Origin of the sequence: Ornithinimicrobium panacihumi (genome assembly GCF_052073805.1) — a bacterium.
In the GTDB taxonomy this organism is placed as follows: domain Bacteria; phylum Actinomycetota; class Actinomycetes; order Actinomycetales; family Dermatophilaceae; genus Ornithinicoccus; species Ornithinicoccus panacihumi.
In genome coordinates this window covers 202,472-217,628 of the sequence record NZ_JBQGWG010000002.1, presented here as the reverse complement: position 1 = coordinate 217,628, position 15,157 = coordinate 202,472, and the positions used below count along the sequence as shown (strand labels likewise).

The following is a 15,157-nucleotide window of genomic DNA, read 5'->3' as shown; positions in this document are numbered from 1 at the left end:
CCATGCAGACGATGCCCTACGGCTCCTGGCCCTCGCCCGTCGACGCGCGGCAGACCCTCGCCGGCCTGACCCGCCGTCGCTCCCCGCTGGCCGACGGCGAGGACCTCTACTGGCTCGAGGCCCGCCCGCAGGACGCCGGCCGCGTCACCCTCGTGCGACGGCGCGCCGGGCGCGTCGAGGACGTCAGCCCCGCCGACCACAACGTGCGGACCCGCTACCTGGAGTACGGCGGCGGCGACTACGCCGCCCTCGACGGCACCGTGCTCTGGGTCGACTTCGACACCCAGCAGGTATGGAGCAGCTCACCCGGGCAGGAGCCCCGCGCCCTGACCCCGCCCACCGACGGGAAGGTGCGCTGGTCCTGCTTCCTCATCGACCTGGCGCGCCGCGCGGTCTTCTGCCTGCGCGAGGACCAGCGCGACGAGGAGCTGGAGCCGGTCAACTCCCTGGTCCGGCTCGACCTGGACGGGGACAACGCCGACCTCGGCACCGTCCTGGTCGCGGGCAAGGAGCGCCGCCGGGTGGAACGGGACGGGGACGGCCCCGACACCAACAGCCCCGACGACCCCGCCCCCGACTTCATCCTCGACCCCGCCCTCTCGCCCGATGGCTCCCGCGTGGCCTGGCTCCAGTGGGACCACCCGCACATGTCCTGGGACGAGACGACCCTGTGGCTGGGGGAGCTGGACGGGGCCGGCGACCTGACCTCGGCCGCCCCGGCCGTCGGCGGTGACGGCGAGTCGATCGAGCAGCCGCAGTGGCTCGACGACACCACCCTCCTGCTGCTGTCGGACCGCACCGGCTGGAGCAATCTCTACGAGCTCGACGTCGAGGACCCCGGCGGCCTCTCGGCCATCACGACCGGGGAGCTGGAGCTGGGCGAGCCGCGCTGGACGCCCGGGCAGCGCTCCTACGCCCTGCTGCCCGACGGCCGCGTCGTCAGCGGCCGCTCCCGGGACGGCTTCCGCGAGCTGGTCGTCATCGACCCGACGACCGGCAGCACCGAGGTGGTGCCGCTGGAGGTCGGCTTCGTCGACGACCAGACCGTCCTCGCCGACGGCAGCGTCGTCCTCGTCGCCGCGCCCCTGGACCGTCCCTCGACCCTGTGGGAGGTGGACCTGGCCACCGGGCGGCACCGCCCCGTCGTCGAGGTGGCACCGACCACCCCCGTCGAGCTGGCGGCCCGTCCCGAGCCGGTCAGCTGGCCCACCCCGGACGGCGCGACAGCCCACGGCTTCCTCTACCGGCCGACCAACCCGCAGGTCAACGCGCCCGAGGGCGACCTGCCGCCGCTCATCGTGACCCTGCACGGCGGGCCCACCGCCGGCGCGGTCCCCGGCCACTCGGCCTCCCGCACCTTCTGGACCTCGCGCGGGTTCGCGGTGCTCGACGTCAACTACGGCGGCTCCACCGGCTACGGTCGCGCCTACCGCGAGCGCCTCAAGGGGAGATGGGGAGAGGTGGACGTGCAGGATGCCGCCGGCGGAGCCGCATACCTCGCCGAGGAAGGGATCGTCGACCGCCGACGGATGGCCATCACCGGAGGCAGCGCCGGTGGCTTCACCACGCTGGCGGCGGCGACCTTCACCGACGTCTTCGCCGCGGGCGCCAGCCACTTCGGGATCTCGGACCTGGCGACGCTGGCCACGGGCACGCACAAGCTGGAGTCGCGCTACACCGACGGGCTGGTGGCGCCGTGGCCCGAGGGCAGGGAGGTGTATGAGGCGCGCTCGCCGATCCATCACGTCGACCGGCTCTCGACCCCGCTGATCCTGCTCCAGGGCACCGACGACCGGGTGGTGCCGCCGGACCAGGCCGAGCAGATGGCGGCGGTGCTGCGGGAGAAGGGGCTGCCCGTGGCGCTGGTGATGTTCGAGGGCGAGGGGCACGGCTTCCGCGTGCTCGACAACCAGGTGCGGGCGCTGGAGGCCGAGCTGTCCTTCTACGCGCAGGTCTTCGGACTGGACCTGGCCGACGACATCGAGCCGGTCACCGTCGAGAACCTCGCCTAGTCGGCAGGCGCCGCCGTCCGCTCACCCTCGTCGATGCGCAGGGCCGGGCTGACGGTGACGTCCTGGAGCTTCCAGTCCATCGCGCGCAGGTCCTCGCCGACCTGGTGGAGCCGATCCAGGTCGACCCGACCGTCGCGGGGCACGACGCGGACCTCGACCTGGAAGACGTGGCCCATGTCGCGCACCCGGCTGCGGTGGGCGGCGATCCAGGGGCGCGACCCCAGGTAGTCGTCGATCTGGCGCACGAGAGGGTGCTCGTGCTTGTCGTCGACGGTGCGGGCGGTGGTGTCGGTGAGCCCGGCGACGGCGGCCCGCACGTTGGTCCCGCCGTCCTTGAGGATGCCCAGGGCGATGACCAGCGCGGCCGCAGCGTCCGCCCACCACAGCCCCATCCCGATCCCGAGGATGCCCAGGATGCCCGAGCCGGCCGTCATCCAGTCGGCCTTGTTCATGTCGGCGTCCGCGTGCAGGACCTTGTCGTGCAGCTGCTCGGCCAGCGGCAGCTTGAGCCTGCCGAGGATCACGGGGCCGATGCCGCCGTAGACCATCGCGGCGATCATCACCCAGCCCGCCCAGACCGTGTGGCCGAAGAGCTGCATCGTGCCGATCGGCGGATGCTCGGCCTTGACCAGCCCCGAGACCGACTCCCAGGTCAGCAGCAGGCCCATGGTCAGCAGCGCCACCGAGGCGACGAGGTGGCCGACGGCGACCGCGCGGTGCCGGCCGTAGGGGTGCTTGCGGTCCGGCTCCTTGGCGGCGACGCGTGCCGCGACGAGGAAGGAGATCGGCGGGACCAGGGAGAGCAGGTCCTCCACGAAGGCGGCCTGCATGGCCTGCGAGGAGCCCATCACCAGGAACATCAGGGCCGCGACGCTGGCGATGTAGACGATCGAGACGACCTCCAGCCGCCGGGCCCGGCGCAGCACCCGCCGCTGCTTCTGCGGGAGCTCGGTGGCGCCGAAGTGGGTGCCCGAGCGGGTCGTGCCGACGGGCCTCACGGCGCCACCTCGTCCAGGTAGCGCTCGAGCTCGCTGAGCAGGGCGTTCTCGCCGGGGACGGCGGCCATGACGTGCTTGACCCTCGTGCCGTGCTCGTTCGTCGTGGCGTAGGGCCGGGTCAGCGCGACCTTGCTGGCCCACGGGCTCTTCTTCGTCAGCCCGCCGACGACGACGTGGACCTCGCCCTCCTCGAGCTGGCGCACCAGCTCCTCCTCGCCGCCGACCACCCAGACCGGCTCGACGTCCAGGCTCCGGGCGAAGCCCTCGACCAGCTCGACCTCGCTGCCGCCCGGGTCGTCCTGCGGGGTGGCGGGGAGGGTCGTCCACGGCGGGTTGACCGAGACCCCGACCCTCAGCTCGCGGGAGCTGACGACCTCGTCGAGGGTGCCGTCCGGGTCTGCGGGGATCTGCACCCCGCAGCCGGCCAGCAGCGCAGCCGGCAGGAGCACCCCCGCCAGGACGGCGGACGTCCTGCGGGAGAGGGGGTATGGGGTGGACGTCACCGTCTGAGTGTGCGCCTGCCCCTCGCCCTTCTCCACCCGAGTCGCCCCGGCCGGGGCACGAGGGGGCCGAGGTGGCCCGGGCGGCCTGATGCGGCCCGAGGGGCCTGTGCCCACTTCATGCGGGAAACCGACCTGTGTGCCGGTTATAACCGGCACCAAGTGACAGACCCCGCATGAAGTCGGCCGGTGAGGTCTCCCCCGGACGGGGGAGACCGCATACCCGAAAGGCGGTCCAGAACGCGGGGCGGGCGATCGTCCCCGGGTCAGCCGTCCTCGATCATCGCCTGGATCGGGATCTCCTGGGTGTCGACGCCCAGGACGGCCGCCTCGTCGGGCAGGTTGGGCAGGATCGTGGCGACATAGTCGCGGACCGCGTCCGCGAGGGGGGTGTCCTGGTCGGCGCGCTCGGAGAGATACCAGCGGTGCTCGAGCAGCTCGTGGAAGAGCTCGGCCGGCTCCAGCTTGGCGCGCAGCTCGGGCGGGACGGCGCGTGTCGTCGGCTCGTAGATCTGCGAGAGCCAGTCGTGCGCGACCAGCTCCTCGTCGTCTCCGAGCCGGTCGGTGGCGGCACGGTAGGAGTCGAGGTCGTTGAGGAGGCGGCGGGCCTGGTTCTCCTCGACGTCCAGGCCGGTCAGGCGCATGAGGCGGCGGGAGTGGTGGCCGGCGTCGACGACCCTGGGCTGGATGCGCAGCGTCGTGCCGTCGACGTCGGTGCTCATCTCCAGCTCGTCGATGTCGAAGCCGAGGTTGTTGAGGCGCCGGATGCGCTCCTCGACCTTCCACCGGTCGCCGCGCTCGAAGCGTTCCTCACCGGTCAGCTCGTTCCAGAGCAGGTCGTAGCGGTGCATCAGCCGGTTGGCGATCTCGACCGGGTCCTCGCCCTCGGCCAGCTGGCCGCCGGCCTCCAGGTCCATCAGCTCCCCGGCGATGTTGCCGTGGGCCACGAAGAGGTCGTGCTCGCGCTGGCCGCGGGAGAGCTGGGGGTGCAGCTCGGCGGTCTCGGCGTCGACGAGGTAGGCGGCGAAGTCGCCGGCGTCGCGGCGGAAGAGCGTGTTGGACAGGGAGACGTCGCCCCAGAAGCAGCCGGCCAGGTGGAGGCGGACGAGCAGGACGGCGAGGGCGTCGAGGGTGCGCCGGGCGGTGTCCTCGCGCAGCCGCTGGGAGAAGACGGCACGGTAGGGGAGGGAGAACTTCAGGTGCCGCGTGATGAGGCAGGCGTCCAGGGGTTGCCCGTGGACGTCGGTGCGCCCGGAGACGACGGCCAGCGGCTCCACGGTCGGCAGGCCCAGGCGGCGCAGGTTGCGCAGGGTCTGGAACTCGCGCCGGGCCAGCGGCTCGCTGATCTCCTTGACCGCGATCACGTGCCCCGACATCTTGACGAACCGCACGACGTGCCGCGAGATGCCGCGGGGGAGCGCGGCCAGGTGCTCCTCGGGCCACTCCTCCAGCGGCGTCTCCCAGGGCAGGTCGAGCAGCGCCGGGTCCGGCGTGATCGCGGTGAAGTCCAGCGCCATGCCGACCACCCTAGTTCCGATCGACCCCCACCCACTCCGACCGGGCGCGTCGTGTGGTTGTCCCCACCGCGACCGGGCGCGTCGTGTGGTTGCCGTGAGCGCGACTGAGCGCGTCCTGTGGTTGCTCGAGCCAGCTTGAGGCGAGGTATGCGGCGTCTCGCCTCACCGCATACCCCTTCAGCGTGGGAGGAGTGGCAAACGGCACAGCTGGCCCTGCCAGCGAACCCACCCCGTGAAGACGTTGCCGCGAGCCTTGGCGATGGCGGTGCGTAGGCGGTGGCGGACGTCGTCCGGTGAGCGCATCGCCAGGTCAGGGGTCCATCGCGCCCCGACGAGCCCCAGGCTCTCGAGACTGTCGTGCCGGGTGGCTTCCTCCGCAAGCTTGCGGCGCGCCGTCTGCTCGCGTCCTCGCCTTGGGCTGGGTCTAGGAAGTATTTGACGGTGCCGTCGATCTCGAAGAAGACGAGCTCGTGGTCGAGGAGTCCGTCGACGCGGGCGACGAAGGTGAATGTCTCGTCGAGGATCTCGATCTGTGGCAGCGGGCGAGGAAACTTCAGCTCGGCGATCACCCCGTAGGAATGGGACTCTCCCCAGCTCTCCCGGGCCGGGTCGGCGAGATCGAGAACCTGCTGCGCCCGGACCTTGCCGGTCCAGCGCTTCTGCGCGTCCAGCTCGGCGCGGACCTGCTGGAGGCTGACCTGCCCTTGGCGAAGAGACTGATCGAGTGTCGCCAGTGCGTGCGGCACCCGCCGGGTCCGGAGGACGTCGGCGACCGTGCGGGCCATCGTGGTGAGGCGAAGGCCTTCGGCGGTGGTGAGCGGGATCGGCCCGGAGTCGCTGTGGTGGATGGTGACGTCCGGGAGCCGGCGCGAGCTGGGGAAGCCGTCGACCTGGACGATGTGCACCTCGGCCGTGGGCGCGACGACGATGGGCAGGTTGTGGAGGAGCGCCGCGCTGTCGTGGCTGGCGGCGGTCCCTGGGTGGGTGCGGAGCGCCTGGTCGAGCCGACGGAGGTGGTCGGAGCGGACTGAGTCCCATCGCTCGCCCGCGTCGATCCGTGGGCCGGAGCGGACCACAAGGCGCGCCCGGTGGCTGCCTGAGCAACCACTGGACGCGTCCGGTGGGGATGGGGTGGGGCTACTTGCTGATGCGCTCGCCCGTCTCGGCGTTGAAGACGTGGATGTGGTCACCCTTGGGCTGGAAGTGGACGATCTCACCCTTCTTCGGCGGGGTGCGGCCGTCGACGCGCGCGATGAACGGCTTGTCAGCGACCTCGGAGCCGGGCAGCTGGCCGTAGATGTAGGCGTCGGCGCCGAGCTCCTCGACGACGTCGATCTCGATCGGCAGGCCGCGGCCGGAGTCGGACAGCTCCAGGTCCTCCGGGCGGACGCCGAGGACGACCTCGCGGCCGCCGGCGGCGGAGAGGACCTCACGGTCGACCGGGTGGACGTAGTCGCCCAGCTGCACGCCGCCGTCGGCGACGGGGACCGTCATGAGGTTCATCGCGGGGGAGCCGATGAAGCCGGCGACGAAGACGTTGTCCGGGTGGTCGTACATGCGGCGCGGGCTGTCGACCTGCTGCAGGATGCCGTCCTTGAGGACCGCCACGCGGTCACCCATCGTCATGGCCTCGACCTGGTCGTGGGTCACGTAGACGGTGGTGACGCCCAGGCGGCGCTGCAGGGAGGCGATCTGGGTGCGGGTCTGGACACGCAGCTTGGCGTCCAGGTTGGACAGCGGCTCGTCCATGAGGAAGACCTGCGGCTGGCGCACGATGGCGCGGCCCATGGCGACGCGCTGACGCTGACCACCGGAGAGGGCCTTGGGCTTGCGCTCGAGGTACTGCGTCAGGTCGAGGATCTTGGCGGCCTCCTCGACGCGCTCGCGGATCTCCGACTTGGACTTGCCGGCGATCTTCAGGGCGAAGCCCATGTTGTCGGCGACCGTCATGTGCGGGTAGAGCGCGTAGTTCTGGAAGACCATCGCCACGTCGCGGTCCTTGGGGGCCATGTGGGTGACGTCGCGGTCGCCGATGAGGATGCGGCCGCTGTTCACCTCCTCCAAGCCGGCGAGCATGCGCAGCGAGGTGGACTTGCCGCAGCCGGAGGGCCCGACGAGGACGAGGAACTCGCCGTCGGCGATCTCGATGTTGAGCTGGTCGACCGAGGGGGTGTCGGCACCGGGGTAGATGCGCGTCGCTCCGTCGAAGGTGACAGTTGCCATGGATGAGCCTTTCCTTCACCGGCAGGTACGTGCCGGACGATCCGTTGTAAAGGAACCTCGCGACGGCGCCGCGAGGCACGTCTCCGGCTCGATCGCCCAGGGCCGGAGCCCGATCCCGCTGGCGCAGGTCAGGGCGACGTTGCCGGTGACGAGGATCACGCTACCAGATGTCGTAGATCCCGTTGCAAGATCTTGCAGACCGACCGAAGGTTCTGCATACTTGACAGCACCATCACGACAACTGGCTCACTCCGACGTCGGTTGTCACAGCACGGCGGCGCAGCCCCCTGGACTCGTCACCGGGCACACCACGTTCGAAGGAGAACAGATGAAGCGCACCACCGGTGCACTGGCCATGACGGGTATCGCCGCCCTGCTGCTGACCGCCTGCGGCGACGGCGACGCCGACACCCCCGCGGCTCCCACCACTGACACCACGCAGACGGAGGAGACCACCGAGGAGGCCCCCGCCGAGGAGGAGGCCGCCACCGAGGAGGCCCCCGCCGACGACGCCGCCGCCACCGAGGAGGGCGCCGCCCCGGCCGCCTCCGACGGCAACAGCCTGGTGATCTGGGCCGACGACCTGCGCGCCGAGGCGCTGCAGGAGCACGCTGCCGCCTTCGAGGAGGAGACCGGTGTCCCGGTCAACATCCAGATCGTGGCCAACGAGAAGCTGCGCGAGCAGTTCAAGGACTCCGTCGGCGCCGGCGCCGGCCCGGACATCGCCGTCGGTGCGCACGACTGGCTGGGCGAGCTCGTCCAGAACAACGTGGTCGCCCCGATCCAGCTCTCCGAGCAGGTTTCCTCCGCCTTCAGCCCCGAGTCGATCGAGGCCGTGAAGTTCGAGGGCCAGACCTACGCGGTCCCCTACGCCGTCGAGTCCCTCGCCCTGATCCGCAACACCGAGCTCGCCCCCGAGGCCCCCGAGTCCATGGAGGCCCTGGTCGAGCACGGCAAGCAGCTGGTCGCCGACGGAGAGGCCGAGCTGATCATGACCCAGGAGGTGGGTGCGGACGGCAACGCCTTCTCGCTCTACCCCTACCTGTCCGCCTACGGCGGCGGCATCTTCCCGCTGCTCGACGAGGGCGGCTTCGACGGCACCGAGGTCATCCTCGACTCCGAGGACACCCTGAAGGGCGCCGAGAAGATGGCCTGGCTGGCCGAGGAGGGTGCGCTCTCCACCAACCAGGACGCCTCCAACGTGATCCCGCTGTTCGCCGAGGGCAAGGCCGCCTACATGGTCTCCGGCCCGTGGGCGATCGGCCAGATCTCCGAGGCCGGCATCGAGTACGCCATCGACCCGATCCCGGACTTCGAGGACGGCGGCGAGACCAGCCCGTTCCTGGGTGTCCAGTCCTTCTTCGTCTCCGCGCAGAGCAAGAACCCGCAGATCGCGCAGACCTTCGTGCAGGAGTTCGTCACCCGTCCCGAGGTGCAGCTCTCGCTGTTCGAGGCTGGTGACCGCCCGCCGGCCCTGACCGAGGCCTACGAGCAGGTCGCGGCCGACAACGAGGACATCGCCGCCTGGGGCGAGGCCGCCGTCGGCGCCACCCCGATGCCCAACATCCCGCAGATGAACGCCGTCTGGGGCCCGCTGGGCAAGGCCACCGCCGGCATCGTCTCCGGCGAGGACGCCGCCGAGCGCATGAAGACCGCGCAGTCCGAGGTCGAGTCCGCCCTGCAGTGACCCGATGACACCCTCCCGGGGCAGGTGAGACCCACCTGCCCCGGGGCGGGGTCCGGTATGCCGTACGACCGCGGGGCGAGCAGCCCCGGGCCGTACGGTTTACCAGGTCCCGTCCCGACCTGATCCTCGGGCCAGCGCCCGCACGCCATCCAAGGGAGAGAAGACACCGATGTCATCGACCTCGACAGCGGCCCGGCCGCCGGCCACCGAGCCGCCGCCCAAGGGCGAGCTCGACCACACCCCGGCCTGGGTCCACGTCGCCAAATGGGCAGCGATCGCCCTCACGATCGCGCTCCTGGGCTGGGCCGCGCAGCAGGCCATCGAGGCCGGCTCGTGGCTGATCGTGACCGTCATCGCCTTCGTCGCGATGATGGTCCTGGTCGTCTACTCCACGCGCCGCCTGGTCCCGATGAAGTACATGCTCCCCGGCCTGGTGCTGCTGCTCCTGTTCCAGATGTGGCCGATCGTCTACACGGTCGGCACGGCCTTCACCAACTACGGCGACGGCCACACGCTGACCAAGGAGGAGGCGATCGACGCCATCCGCGCCCAGTCGGTGCGTCAGGACCCGGAGGCCCCCCGCTACGGCATGTCGATCGCGGTGCCCGAGGGCCAGCCGATCGAGACCGGTGAGCTGTCCATGCTGCTCACCGTGGCCCCCGCCGACGATGCGGGCGAGCTCGAGGAGGGCGCCGAGGAGGGTGGCGAGGCGCAGCTCGGCGAGAACGTCACCGCCGACGGCTACCAGCTCTTCGTCGGCACCGAGGAGGGCCTGGAGCCGCTGGCCGCGGAGGGTGTGGCGATCCGCAGCAACGGCACGGTCGAGGCCGCCCCCGGCTACCGCGTCCTCAACCTCATGGAGGCCAACCAGCGTGGCCAGGAGGTCCAGGCCTTCGCCGTCCCGGTCGGTGACACCGGCGCCGGCATCAAGGCCGCGACCACCTCTGCGGCCTACGTCGGTCAGCCCTCGATCACCTACGACGAGGAGAACGACGTCATGACCACCCTCGAGGGCAAGCGCTACGTCGCCGCCGAGGGCAACTTCGTCCCCGAGGACGGCGAGGGCGCCCCGCTGACCGCCGGGTGGACCGAGAACGTCGGCCTGAAGAACTTCGCCACGATCTTCACCGACCCCAGCTTCCGCAGCGGCTTCCTCAAGATCTTCCTGTGGAACCTGGTCTTCCCCCTGATCACGGTGGTCAGCACCTTCCTTCTCGGTATGCTGCTCGCGCTCCTCTTCAACGATCCTCGCCTCAAGGGCAAGGGCATCTACCGCTCGCTGATGGTGCTGCCCTACGCCCTGCCGATCTTCGTCACCGGCATCGTGTGGGCCTCGATGTTCAACCCGCAGTTCGGCCTGATCAACAACCTCATCGGGCTGGAGATCCCGTGGCGCACCGACCCGTGGTTCGCCCGGCTGTCCCTGATCATCACCAACCTGTGGCTGGGCTTCCCCTACATGTTCCTCATCTGCACCGGTGCCCTGCAGTCGATCCCGCAGGACGTCAAGGAGGCGGCCGCGGTCGACGGCGCCGGCCCGATCCGGACCCTGACCTCGGTGATCATGCCGCTGCTCCTCGTCGCGGTGGGCCCGCTGCTGGTGGCCAGCTATGCCTTCAACTTCAACAACTTCACCCTGGTCTACCTGGTGACCGGTGGTGGTCCCTTCGACTCCACCAACACCCTGGTCGGCAACACCGACCTGCTGATCAACTTCGCCTACCGACTGGCGCTGGAGTCGGGCAACCCGAACATCGGTCTGGCCTCCGCCGTGAGCATCGTGATCTTCTTCCTCGTCGGAGCGATCAGCTACATCGGCTTCCGTCGGTCCGCCGCCCTTGAGGATGTGAACTGAACATGAGCCAGGACACCCCGATCCAGCCCGGCGGCAGCCTCGCCGCCGACCCGACCCTCAAGCCCGAGGGCAAGGACGAGCTGCGCGCCGGTCAGGTGCCGGTCGTCCCCGCCGGGGGACGGCGCAGGAGCGGCGTCTGGTGGCGCCACCTGCTGGCGATCATCGTCGTCATCTGGGCGCTCTTCCCGGTGATGTTCATCGTCAGCGCGGCGCTCAACCCGGCCGGCACGCTCAACGCGACCAGCCCGATCCCGCAGCACTTCTCGATGAAGAACTTCAACGACCTGTTCAACTCCACGACCTTCCCGTTCTGGACGTGGTTCAGGAACAGCCTCATCGTGGCCGGCCTGGGCACGATCATCCAGCTCTTCATCGCGGCCGCGGCGGCCTACGCCTTCTCCCGGCTGCGGTGGAAGGGCCGTCGCCCCGGCCTGATGGCGCTGCTGCTGGCCCAGATGTTCCCGGCGCTGCTGGCCTTCCCGGCGATCTACATCATGTTCCTGCGCATCGGTGAGTCGCTGCCCGGCATCGGCCTGAACACCCTGTGGGGCCTGCTGCTGGTCTACCTGGGCGGTGCGATGGGCGCCAACGTCTGGCTGCTCAAGGGCTACTTCGACACCATCCCCAAGGAGCTGGACGAGGCGGCCAAGATGGACGGCGCCAGCCACGCGCGGATCTTCTTCACGATGACCCTGCGCCTGGTCGCCCCCATCCTGGCCACCGTGGGCATCCTGGCCTTCATCGGCCTGTGGGGCGAGTTCATGCTGGCCAGCATCTTCCTGCTGGACCAGGACGTCCGGACCCTGGGCGTCGGCCTCTACTCGCTGAACCTGGCCGACCGCAACAAGTACTTCGGCATGTTCTCGGCCGGCGCACTCATCGCCTCGATCCCGCCCGTGCTGGTCTACCTGAGCCTGCAGAAGCAGCTCATCGGTGGACTGACCTCCGGCTCCGTGAAGTGACCACCGTGGCTCGTTCCCGCGGTCGTCTCGCCGACCTCGCCGCCTATGCGGGGGTCAGCGAGGCGACCGTGAGCCGGGTGCTCAACGACAAGCCCGGCGTGGCCACCTCGACCCGCCAGACGGTGCTGACCGCGCTGGACGTGCTCGGCTACGAGCGCCCCAGCAAGCTCAAGAAGAACAGCGCCGGGCTCATCGGCCTGGTCGTGCCGGAGCTGACCAACCCGATCTTCCCGATGTTCGCCCAGGAGATCGAGACCCAGCTGGCCGCCGCCAACTACACGCCCGTGCTGTGCACGCAGACCCCCGGCGGCGTGCACGAGGACGAGTACGTCCAGATGCTGCTGGACCGCGGCGTCTCGGCGATCATCTTCGTCAGCGGCTTCCACGCCGACACCACCGCCAGCACGGAGCGCTACTCCTCGCTGCGCGATCGCGGCCTGCCGATCGCGCTGGTCAACGGCTACCGCGACGACGTGGACGCCACGTTCATCAGCCACGACGACGTCGCCTCGATGCAGCTGGCGGTCCGGCACCTGCGCAACCTGGGCCACCGGCGCATCGGCTTCGCCACCGGCCCGCTGCGCTACGTCCCCGTCCAGCGGCGCATCGAGGGCTTCCGGGCCGCGATGGCCGACGACCTGCCCGAGGGCGTGGACCTCGACGACCTCATCTCGACCACGCTCTTCTCGGTCGAGGGCGGCGCGACGGCGGCCCGCCAGCTCGTCGACGCCGGGGCCACCGCGGTCATCGCCGGCTCGGACGTCATGGCGCTGGGCGTCCTGCGCGGCGCCGGTCAGCTGGGCCTGACCGTCCCGGACGACCTGTCGGTGATCGGCAGCGACGACGTCCCGTTCATGGGTTTCGTCGACCCGCCGCTGACCACGATCCGGATGGACGTGCGCGGCATGTCCCAGGCCGCCGTGACGGCCGTGCTGTCCGAGGTCTCCGGCGAGAGGGCCGAGCACCGCGAGTACACCTTCGTGCCCGAGCTGATCCTCCGCTCGTCCACCGCGCCCGCCCCGGTCACCGCCCGCGGCTGACTAGCGGCTCGTGCGGAGCGCCTCGAGGGTCTGGAGCACCTCGAGCAGGCCCGGCTCGTCGGCCACGCGGTGCTGCGCCGCGGTCGGCCCGTCACCGACCCGCACCGTCACCCGCCGTGCCGCGCGCTCCTGGTCGGGGTCGTGCGCCAGGGCCTCGAAGGCGTGCTCGTCGGTGACGTCGTCTCCGGCGTAGAAGATCGCGTCCACACCCAGGTCGTCGGCCAGCGCCAGCAGCGCCACCCCCTTGCCCACGTGCGCCACGGCCAGCTCGACGACCTCCTTGCCGGGGGTCACGACCAGATCGGTATGCCGCTTCCCCAGGGCGGTGGCCGCCTCCAGGGCGGCGGAGCCCACCTCGGGCGGCAGGCCACGGGTGTGGATGACGCGGGCGGCCGGCTTGTCCTCCACGCGGATGCCGGGGTGGTCCTCGGCCAGCCGCCGGGTCTCCTCCTCGAGGGTGGCCAGCAGCACGCGTTGCCGCTCGTCCAGGGCCAGGCCGTCGGGCAGGCGCGAGTCCTCGGCGCCGTGGGAGCCGATGAGCAGCAACGGCTCCCGGGCGCCGGAGAGCTCGCGCAGGGGACCCAGAGCCCGTCCGGAGACCAGGGCGACTGTGGTCCCCGGTGCCGTGGAGAGGGCGGTGAGAGACTCCATACCCCCCTCGATCGGTCGGGAGTCCATGGGATCGAGGACGAGCGGGGCCAGGGCCCCGTCGAAGTCGCTGGCGACCAGGATGCGCCCGCGGGAGGCGAGCTCGGCCAGCGCGGCGTGCAGCTCGGGGGAGAGAGTCATCACGCGTCCTTGCCGTCGGTGTGGGTCGGTTTCTCGGGCTTGCCGGGGGCGACCGCGAGCGCGCGCAGGAAGTCGTCGGCCCACCGCTGGACGTCGTGGGTGCGCACCCGGCGGCGCAGGGCCGACATCCTGCGCTTCTTGGCGGTCGGGGTGTCGCGGATCGCGCGCAGGATCGTCTGCTTCAGCCCGGTGATGTCGTGGGGGTTGCACAGATAGGCCGAGCGCATCTCCTCGGCCGCGCCGGTGAACTCGGAGAGCACCAGGGCGCCGCCGCCGTCGTGCCGGGCGGTGACATATTCCTTGGCCACGAGGTTCATCCCGTCGCGCAGCGGGGTGACGAGCATGACGTCGGCCACCTGGAAGAGCGCCGCCATCTCCTCGCGGCCGTAGGACTGGTGCAGGTAGTGGATCGCGGTGTCGCCCAGGTGGGAGAAGTCGCCGTTGATGCGCCCGACGGTGCCCTCGATCTGCTCGCGCAGCGTGCGGTAGGCCTCGACGCGCTCGCGGCTGGGCGTGGCCACCTGCACGAAGGTCACCTCCGGCGGGGCGATCTCCCCGTCCTCGAAGAGCTCGCCGATCGCGCGGAGCCGGTGACGGATGCCCTTGGTGTAGTCGAGCCGGTCGACGCCGAGCAGGACCACCTCCGGGTCGCCGAGCGACTCCCGGATCTCCCGGGCGCGCTCACGCACCTCGGGGCTGCGGGCCAGGTGCTCGAAGCCCGAGGCATCGATCGAGATGGGCACCGCGGCCGCGCGGGCCCGGCGCGGAGCGGCCCCGAGCCGGTCGTCGTCGGCCCCGGCCCAGTGCACGACGTCGCCACGGTTGGTGGTGCCGAGCACCGAGCGGCAGGAGCGCATGAAGTTGCGGGCGTCGTCGGGCCGCTGGAAACCGAGGAAGTCGGCGCCGAGCAGCCCGCGCAGGATCAGGCCGCGCCAGGGGAGCTGGGCGAAGAGCTCCACCGGCGGGAAGGGGATGTGGTTGAACCAGCCGATCCGCAGGTCGGGGCGGCGGTCCCGCAGCAGCGCCGGCACGAGCTGGAGTTGGTAGTCGTGCACCCACACCGTGGCGCCCTCGGCGGCCACCTCGGCGATCGCGGCGGCGAAGCGGTCGTTGACCTTCTGGTAGGTGTGCCACCACGAGCGGTGGAAGGTGGGCGGCACGATCACGTCGTGGTAGAGCGGCCAGAGGGTGTCGTTGGAGAAGCCTTCGTAGTAGTCGACGAGCTCCTCGGCCGACAGCGGCACCGGGTGCAGCCGCAGCGCGTCGTCGTCGAAGGGCTCGGGGGCCTCGCCGGGGAAGCCGGCCCAGCCGACCCAGGCGGCCTCCCGGCCGTGCATGACCGACTCCATCGCGGTGACCAGCCCGCCGGGGCTGGTCTTCCACGTGGTGGTGCCATCGGGGCTGACGTGCCGGTCGACGGGCAGCCGGTTGGCGGCGATCACGAAGTCGTAGGTGCGCGGATCAGCGGTGGAAACCATGGATGTCCCTTGCTCGTTGTCCTCGTGACAACCCTAGGGGGCGGGGCAGACACGCGCCCAGCCGGATCGACCAAGGTGCCCGAGGGGGCAGGAGTG

Annotated in this window: 12 protein-coding genes; 6 read left to right on the top strand and 6 right to left on the bottom strand. The window is 70.9% G+C overall.

The genetic code is table 11. The annotated features are described in order from the left end of the window. The first annotated feature begins 2 nt into the window (after positions 1-2). On the top strand, positions 3-2,012 hold the full coding sequence (locus tag ACTMMA_RS03140) for a S9 family peptidase (RefSeq protein ID WP_441188642.1): 2,010 nt from the start codon (positions 3-5) through the stop codon (positions 2,010-2,012). Here the strand turns inward: ACTMMA_RS03140 and ACTMMA_RS03135 are convergent. The 3 genes from ACTMMA_RS03135 to ACTMMA_RS03125 all read right to left on the bottom strand — a co-directional run bounded on the left by ACTMMA_RS03135 (position 2,009) and on the right by ACTMMA_RS03125 (position 5,027). Then, on the bottom strand, positions 2,009-3,010 hold the full coding sequence (locus tag ACTMMA_RS03135) for a cation diffusion facilitator family transporter (RefSeq protein WP_441188641.1): 1,002 nt from the start codon (positions 3,008-3,010) through the stop codon (positions 2,009-2,011). The two genes, ACTMMA_RS03140 and ACTMMA_RS03135, sit on opposite strands and share 4 nt — an antisense overlap. After that, a complete protein-coding gene (locus tag ACTMMA_RS03130; RefSeq protein WP_441188640.1) occupies positions 3,007-3,513 on the bottom strand; it encodes a transporter substrate-binding domain-containing protein in 507 nt (168 codons plus the stop codon). The genes ACTMMA_RS03135 and ACTMMA_RS03130 overlap by 4 nt, the downstream gene beginning before the upstream one ends. Before the next feature lie 263 nt (positions 3,514-3,776). Next, positions 3,777-5,027 (bottom strand): DUF4032 domain-containing protein, encoded by a 1,251-nt coding sequence (locus ACTMMA_RS03125; protein WP_441188639.1) that lies wholly within the window; start codon positions 5,025-5,027, stop codon positions 3,777-3,779. 470 nt (positions 5,028-5,497) lie between these two features. Here ACTMMA_RS03125 and ACTMMA_RS03120 point away from each other — a divergent pair, with 470 nt between their 5' ends. Continuing rightward, positions 5,498-6,058: a hypothetical protein gene (locus ACTMMA_RS03120; RefSeq protein ID WP_441188638.1), complete on the top strand. Its 561-nt coding sequence runs from the start codon at positions 5,498-5,500 to the stop codon at positions 6,056-6,058. 106 nt (positions 6,059-6,164) lie between these two features. Here the strand turns inward: ACTMMA_RS03120 and ACTMMA_RS03115 are convergent, their stop codons facing one another. Then, on the bottom strand, positions 6,165-7,250 hold the full coding sequence (locus ACTMMA_RS03115) for an ABC transporter ATP-binding protein (RefSeq protein WP_441188637.1): 1,086 nt from the start codon (positions 7,248-7,250) through the stop codon (positions 6,165-6,167). 328 nt (positions 7,251-7,578) lie between these two features. On the opposite strand from ACTMMA_RS03115, the gene ACTMMA_RS03110 reads away from it, so the two are divergent. The 4 genes from ACTMMA_RS03110 (at position 7,579) to ACTMMA_RS03095 (ending at position 12,794) form a co-directional block, all read left to right on the top strand. Then, positions 7,579-8,937, top strand: coding sequence for a sugar ABC transporter substrate-binding protein (locus tag ACTMMA_RS03110; RefSeq protein ID WP_441188636.1), 1,359 nt, complete (start codon positions 7,579-7,581; stop codon positions 8,935-8,937). A 169-nt stretch (positions 8,938-9,106) separates the two neighbouring features. Next, positions 9,107-10,792, top strand: a complete 1,686-nt coding sequence (locus ACTMMA_RS03105; protein WP_441188635.1) for an ABC transporter permease subunit — start codon at positions 9,107-9,109, stop codon at positions 10,790-10,792. Between the two features lie 2 nt (positions 10,793-10,794). Next, on the top strand, positions 10,795-11,754 hold the full coding sequence (locus ACTMMA_RS03100) for a sugar ABC transporter permease (protein ID WP_441188634.1): 960 nt from the start codon (positions 10,795-10,797) through the stop codon (positions 11,752-11,754). Between the two features lie 5 nt (positions 11,755-11,759). Continuing rightward, positions 11,760-12,794 carry a LacI family DNA-binding transcriptional regulator gene (locus tag ACTMMA_RS03095; RefSeq protein ID WP_441188633.1) on the top strand — a complete coding sequence of 345 codons (1,035 nt, stop codon included), beginning with the start codon at positions 11,760-11,762 and terminating at the stop codon, positions 12,792-12,794. On the opposite strand, the gene otsB is transcribed toward ACTMMA_RS03095, so the two are convergent. Continuing rightward, a complete protein-coding gene (gene otsB, locus ACTMMA_RS03090) occupies positions 12,795-13,583 on the bottom strand; it encodes a trehalose-phosphatase (protein ID WP_441188632.1) in 789 nt (262 codons plus the stop codon). Then, positions 13,583-15,061, bottom strand: coding sequence for an alpha,alpha-trehalose-phosphate synthase (UDP-forming) (locus tag ACTMMA_RS03085; protein WP_441188631.1), 1,479 nt, complete (start codon positions 15,059-15,061; stop codon positions 13,583-13,585). Before ACTMMA_RS03085 ends, otsB begins: the two co-directional genes overlap by 1 nt. Between the last annotated feature and the right edge of the window lie 96 nt (positions 15,062-15,157).

Excerpts from the sequence above, each read along its gene's own strand:
- ACTMMA_RS03140 (WP_441188642.1), top strand. The coding sequence starts at position 3 with ATGCAGACGATGCCCTACGGCTCCTGGCCCTCGCCCGTCGACGCGCGG.
- ACTMMA_RS03105 (WP_441188635.1), top strand. The coding sequence starts at position 9,107 with ATGTCATCGACCTCGACAGCGGCCCGGCCGCCGGCCACCGAGCCGCCG.
- ACTMMA_RS03100 (WP_441188634.1), top strand. The coding sequence starts at position 10,795 with ATGAGCCAGGACACCCCGATCCAGCCCGGCGGCAGCCTCGCCGCCGAC.
- ACTMMA_RS03110 (WP_441188636.1), top strand. The coding sequence starts at position 7,579 with ATGAAGCGCACCACCGGTGCACTGGCCATGACGGGTATCGCCGCCCTG.
- otsB (WP_441188632.1), bottom strand. The coding sequence starts at position 13,583 with ATGACTCTCTCCCCCGAGCTGCACGCCGCGCTGGCCGAGCTCGCCTCC.
- ACTMMA_RS03125 (WP_441188639.1), bottom strand. The coding sequence starts at position 5,027 with ATGGCGCTGGACTTCACCGCGATCACGCCGGACCCGGCGCTGCTCGAC.
- ACTMMA_RS03115 (WP_441188637.1), bottom strand. The coding sequence starts at position 7,250 with ATGGCAACTGTCACCTTCGACGGAGCGACGCGCATCTACCCCGGTGCC.
- ACTMMA_RS03085 (WP_441188631.1), bottom strand. The coding sequence starts at position 15,061 with ATGGTTTCCACCGCTGATCCGCGCACCTACGACTTCGTGATCGCCGCC.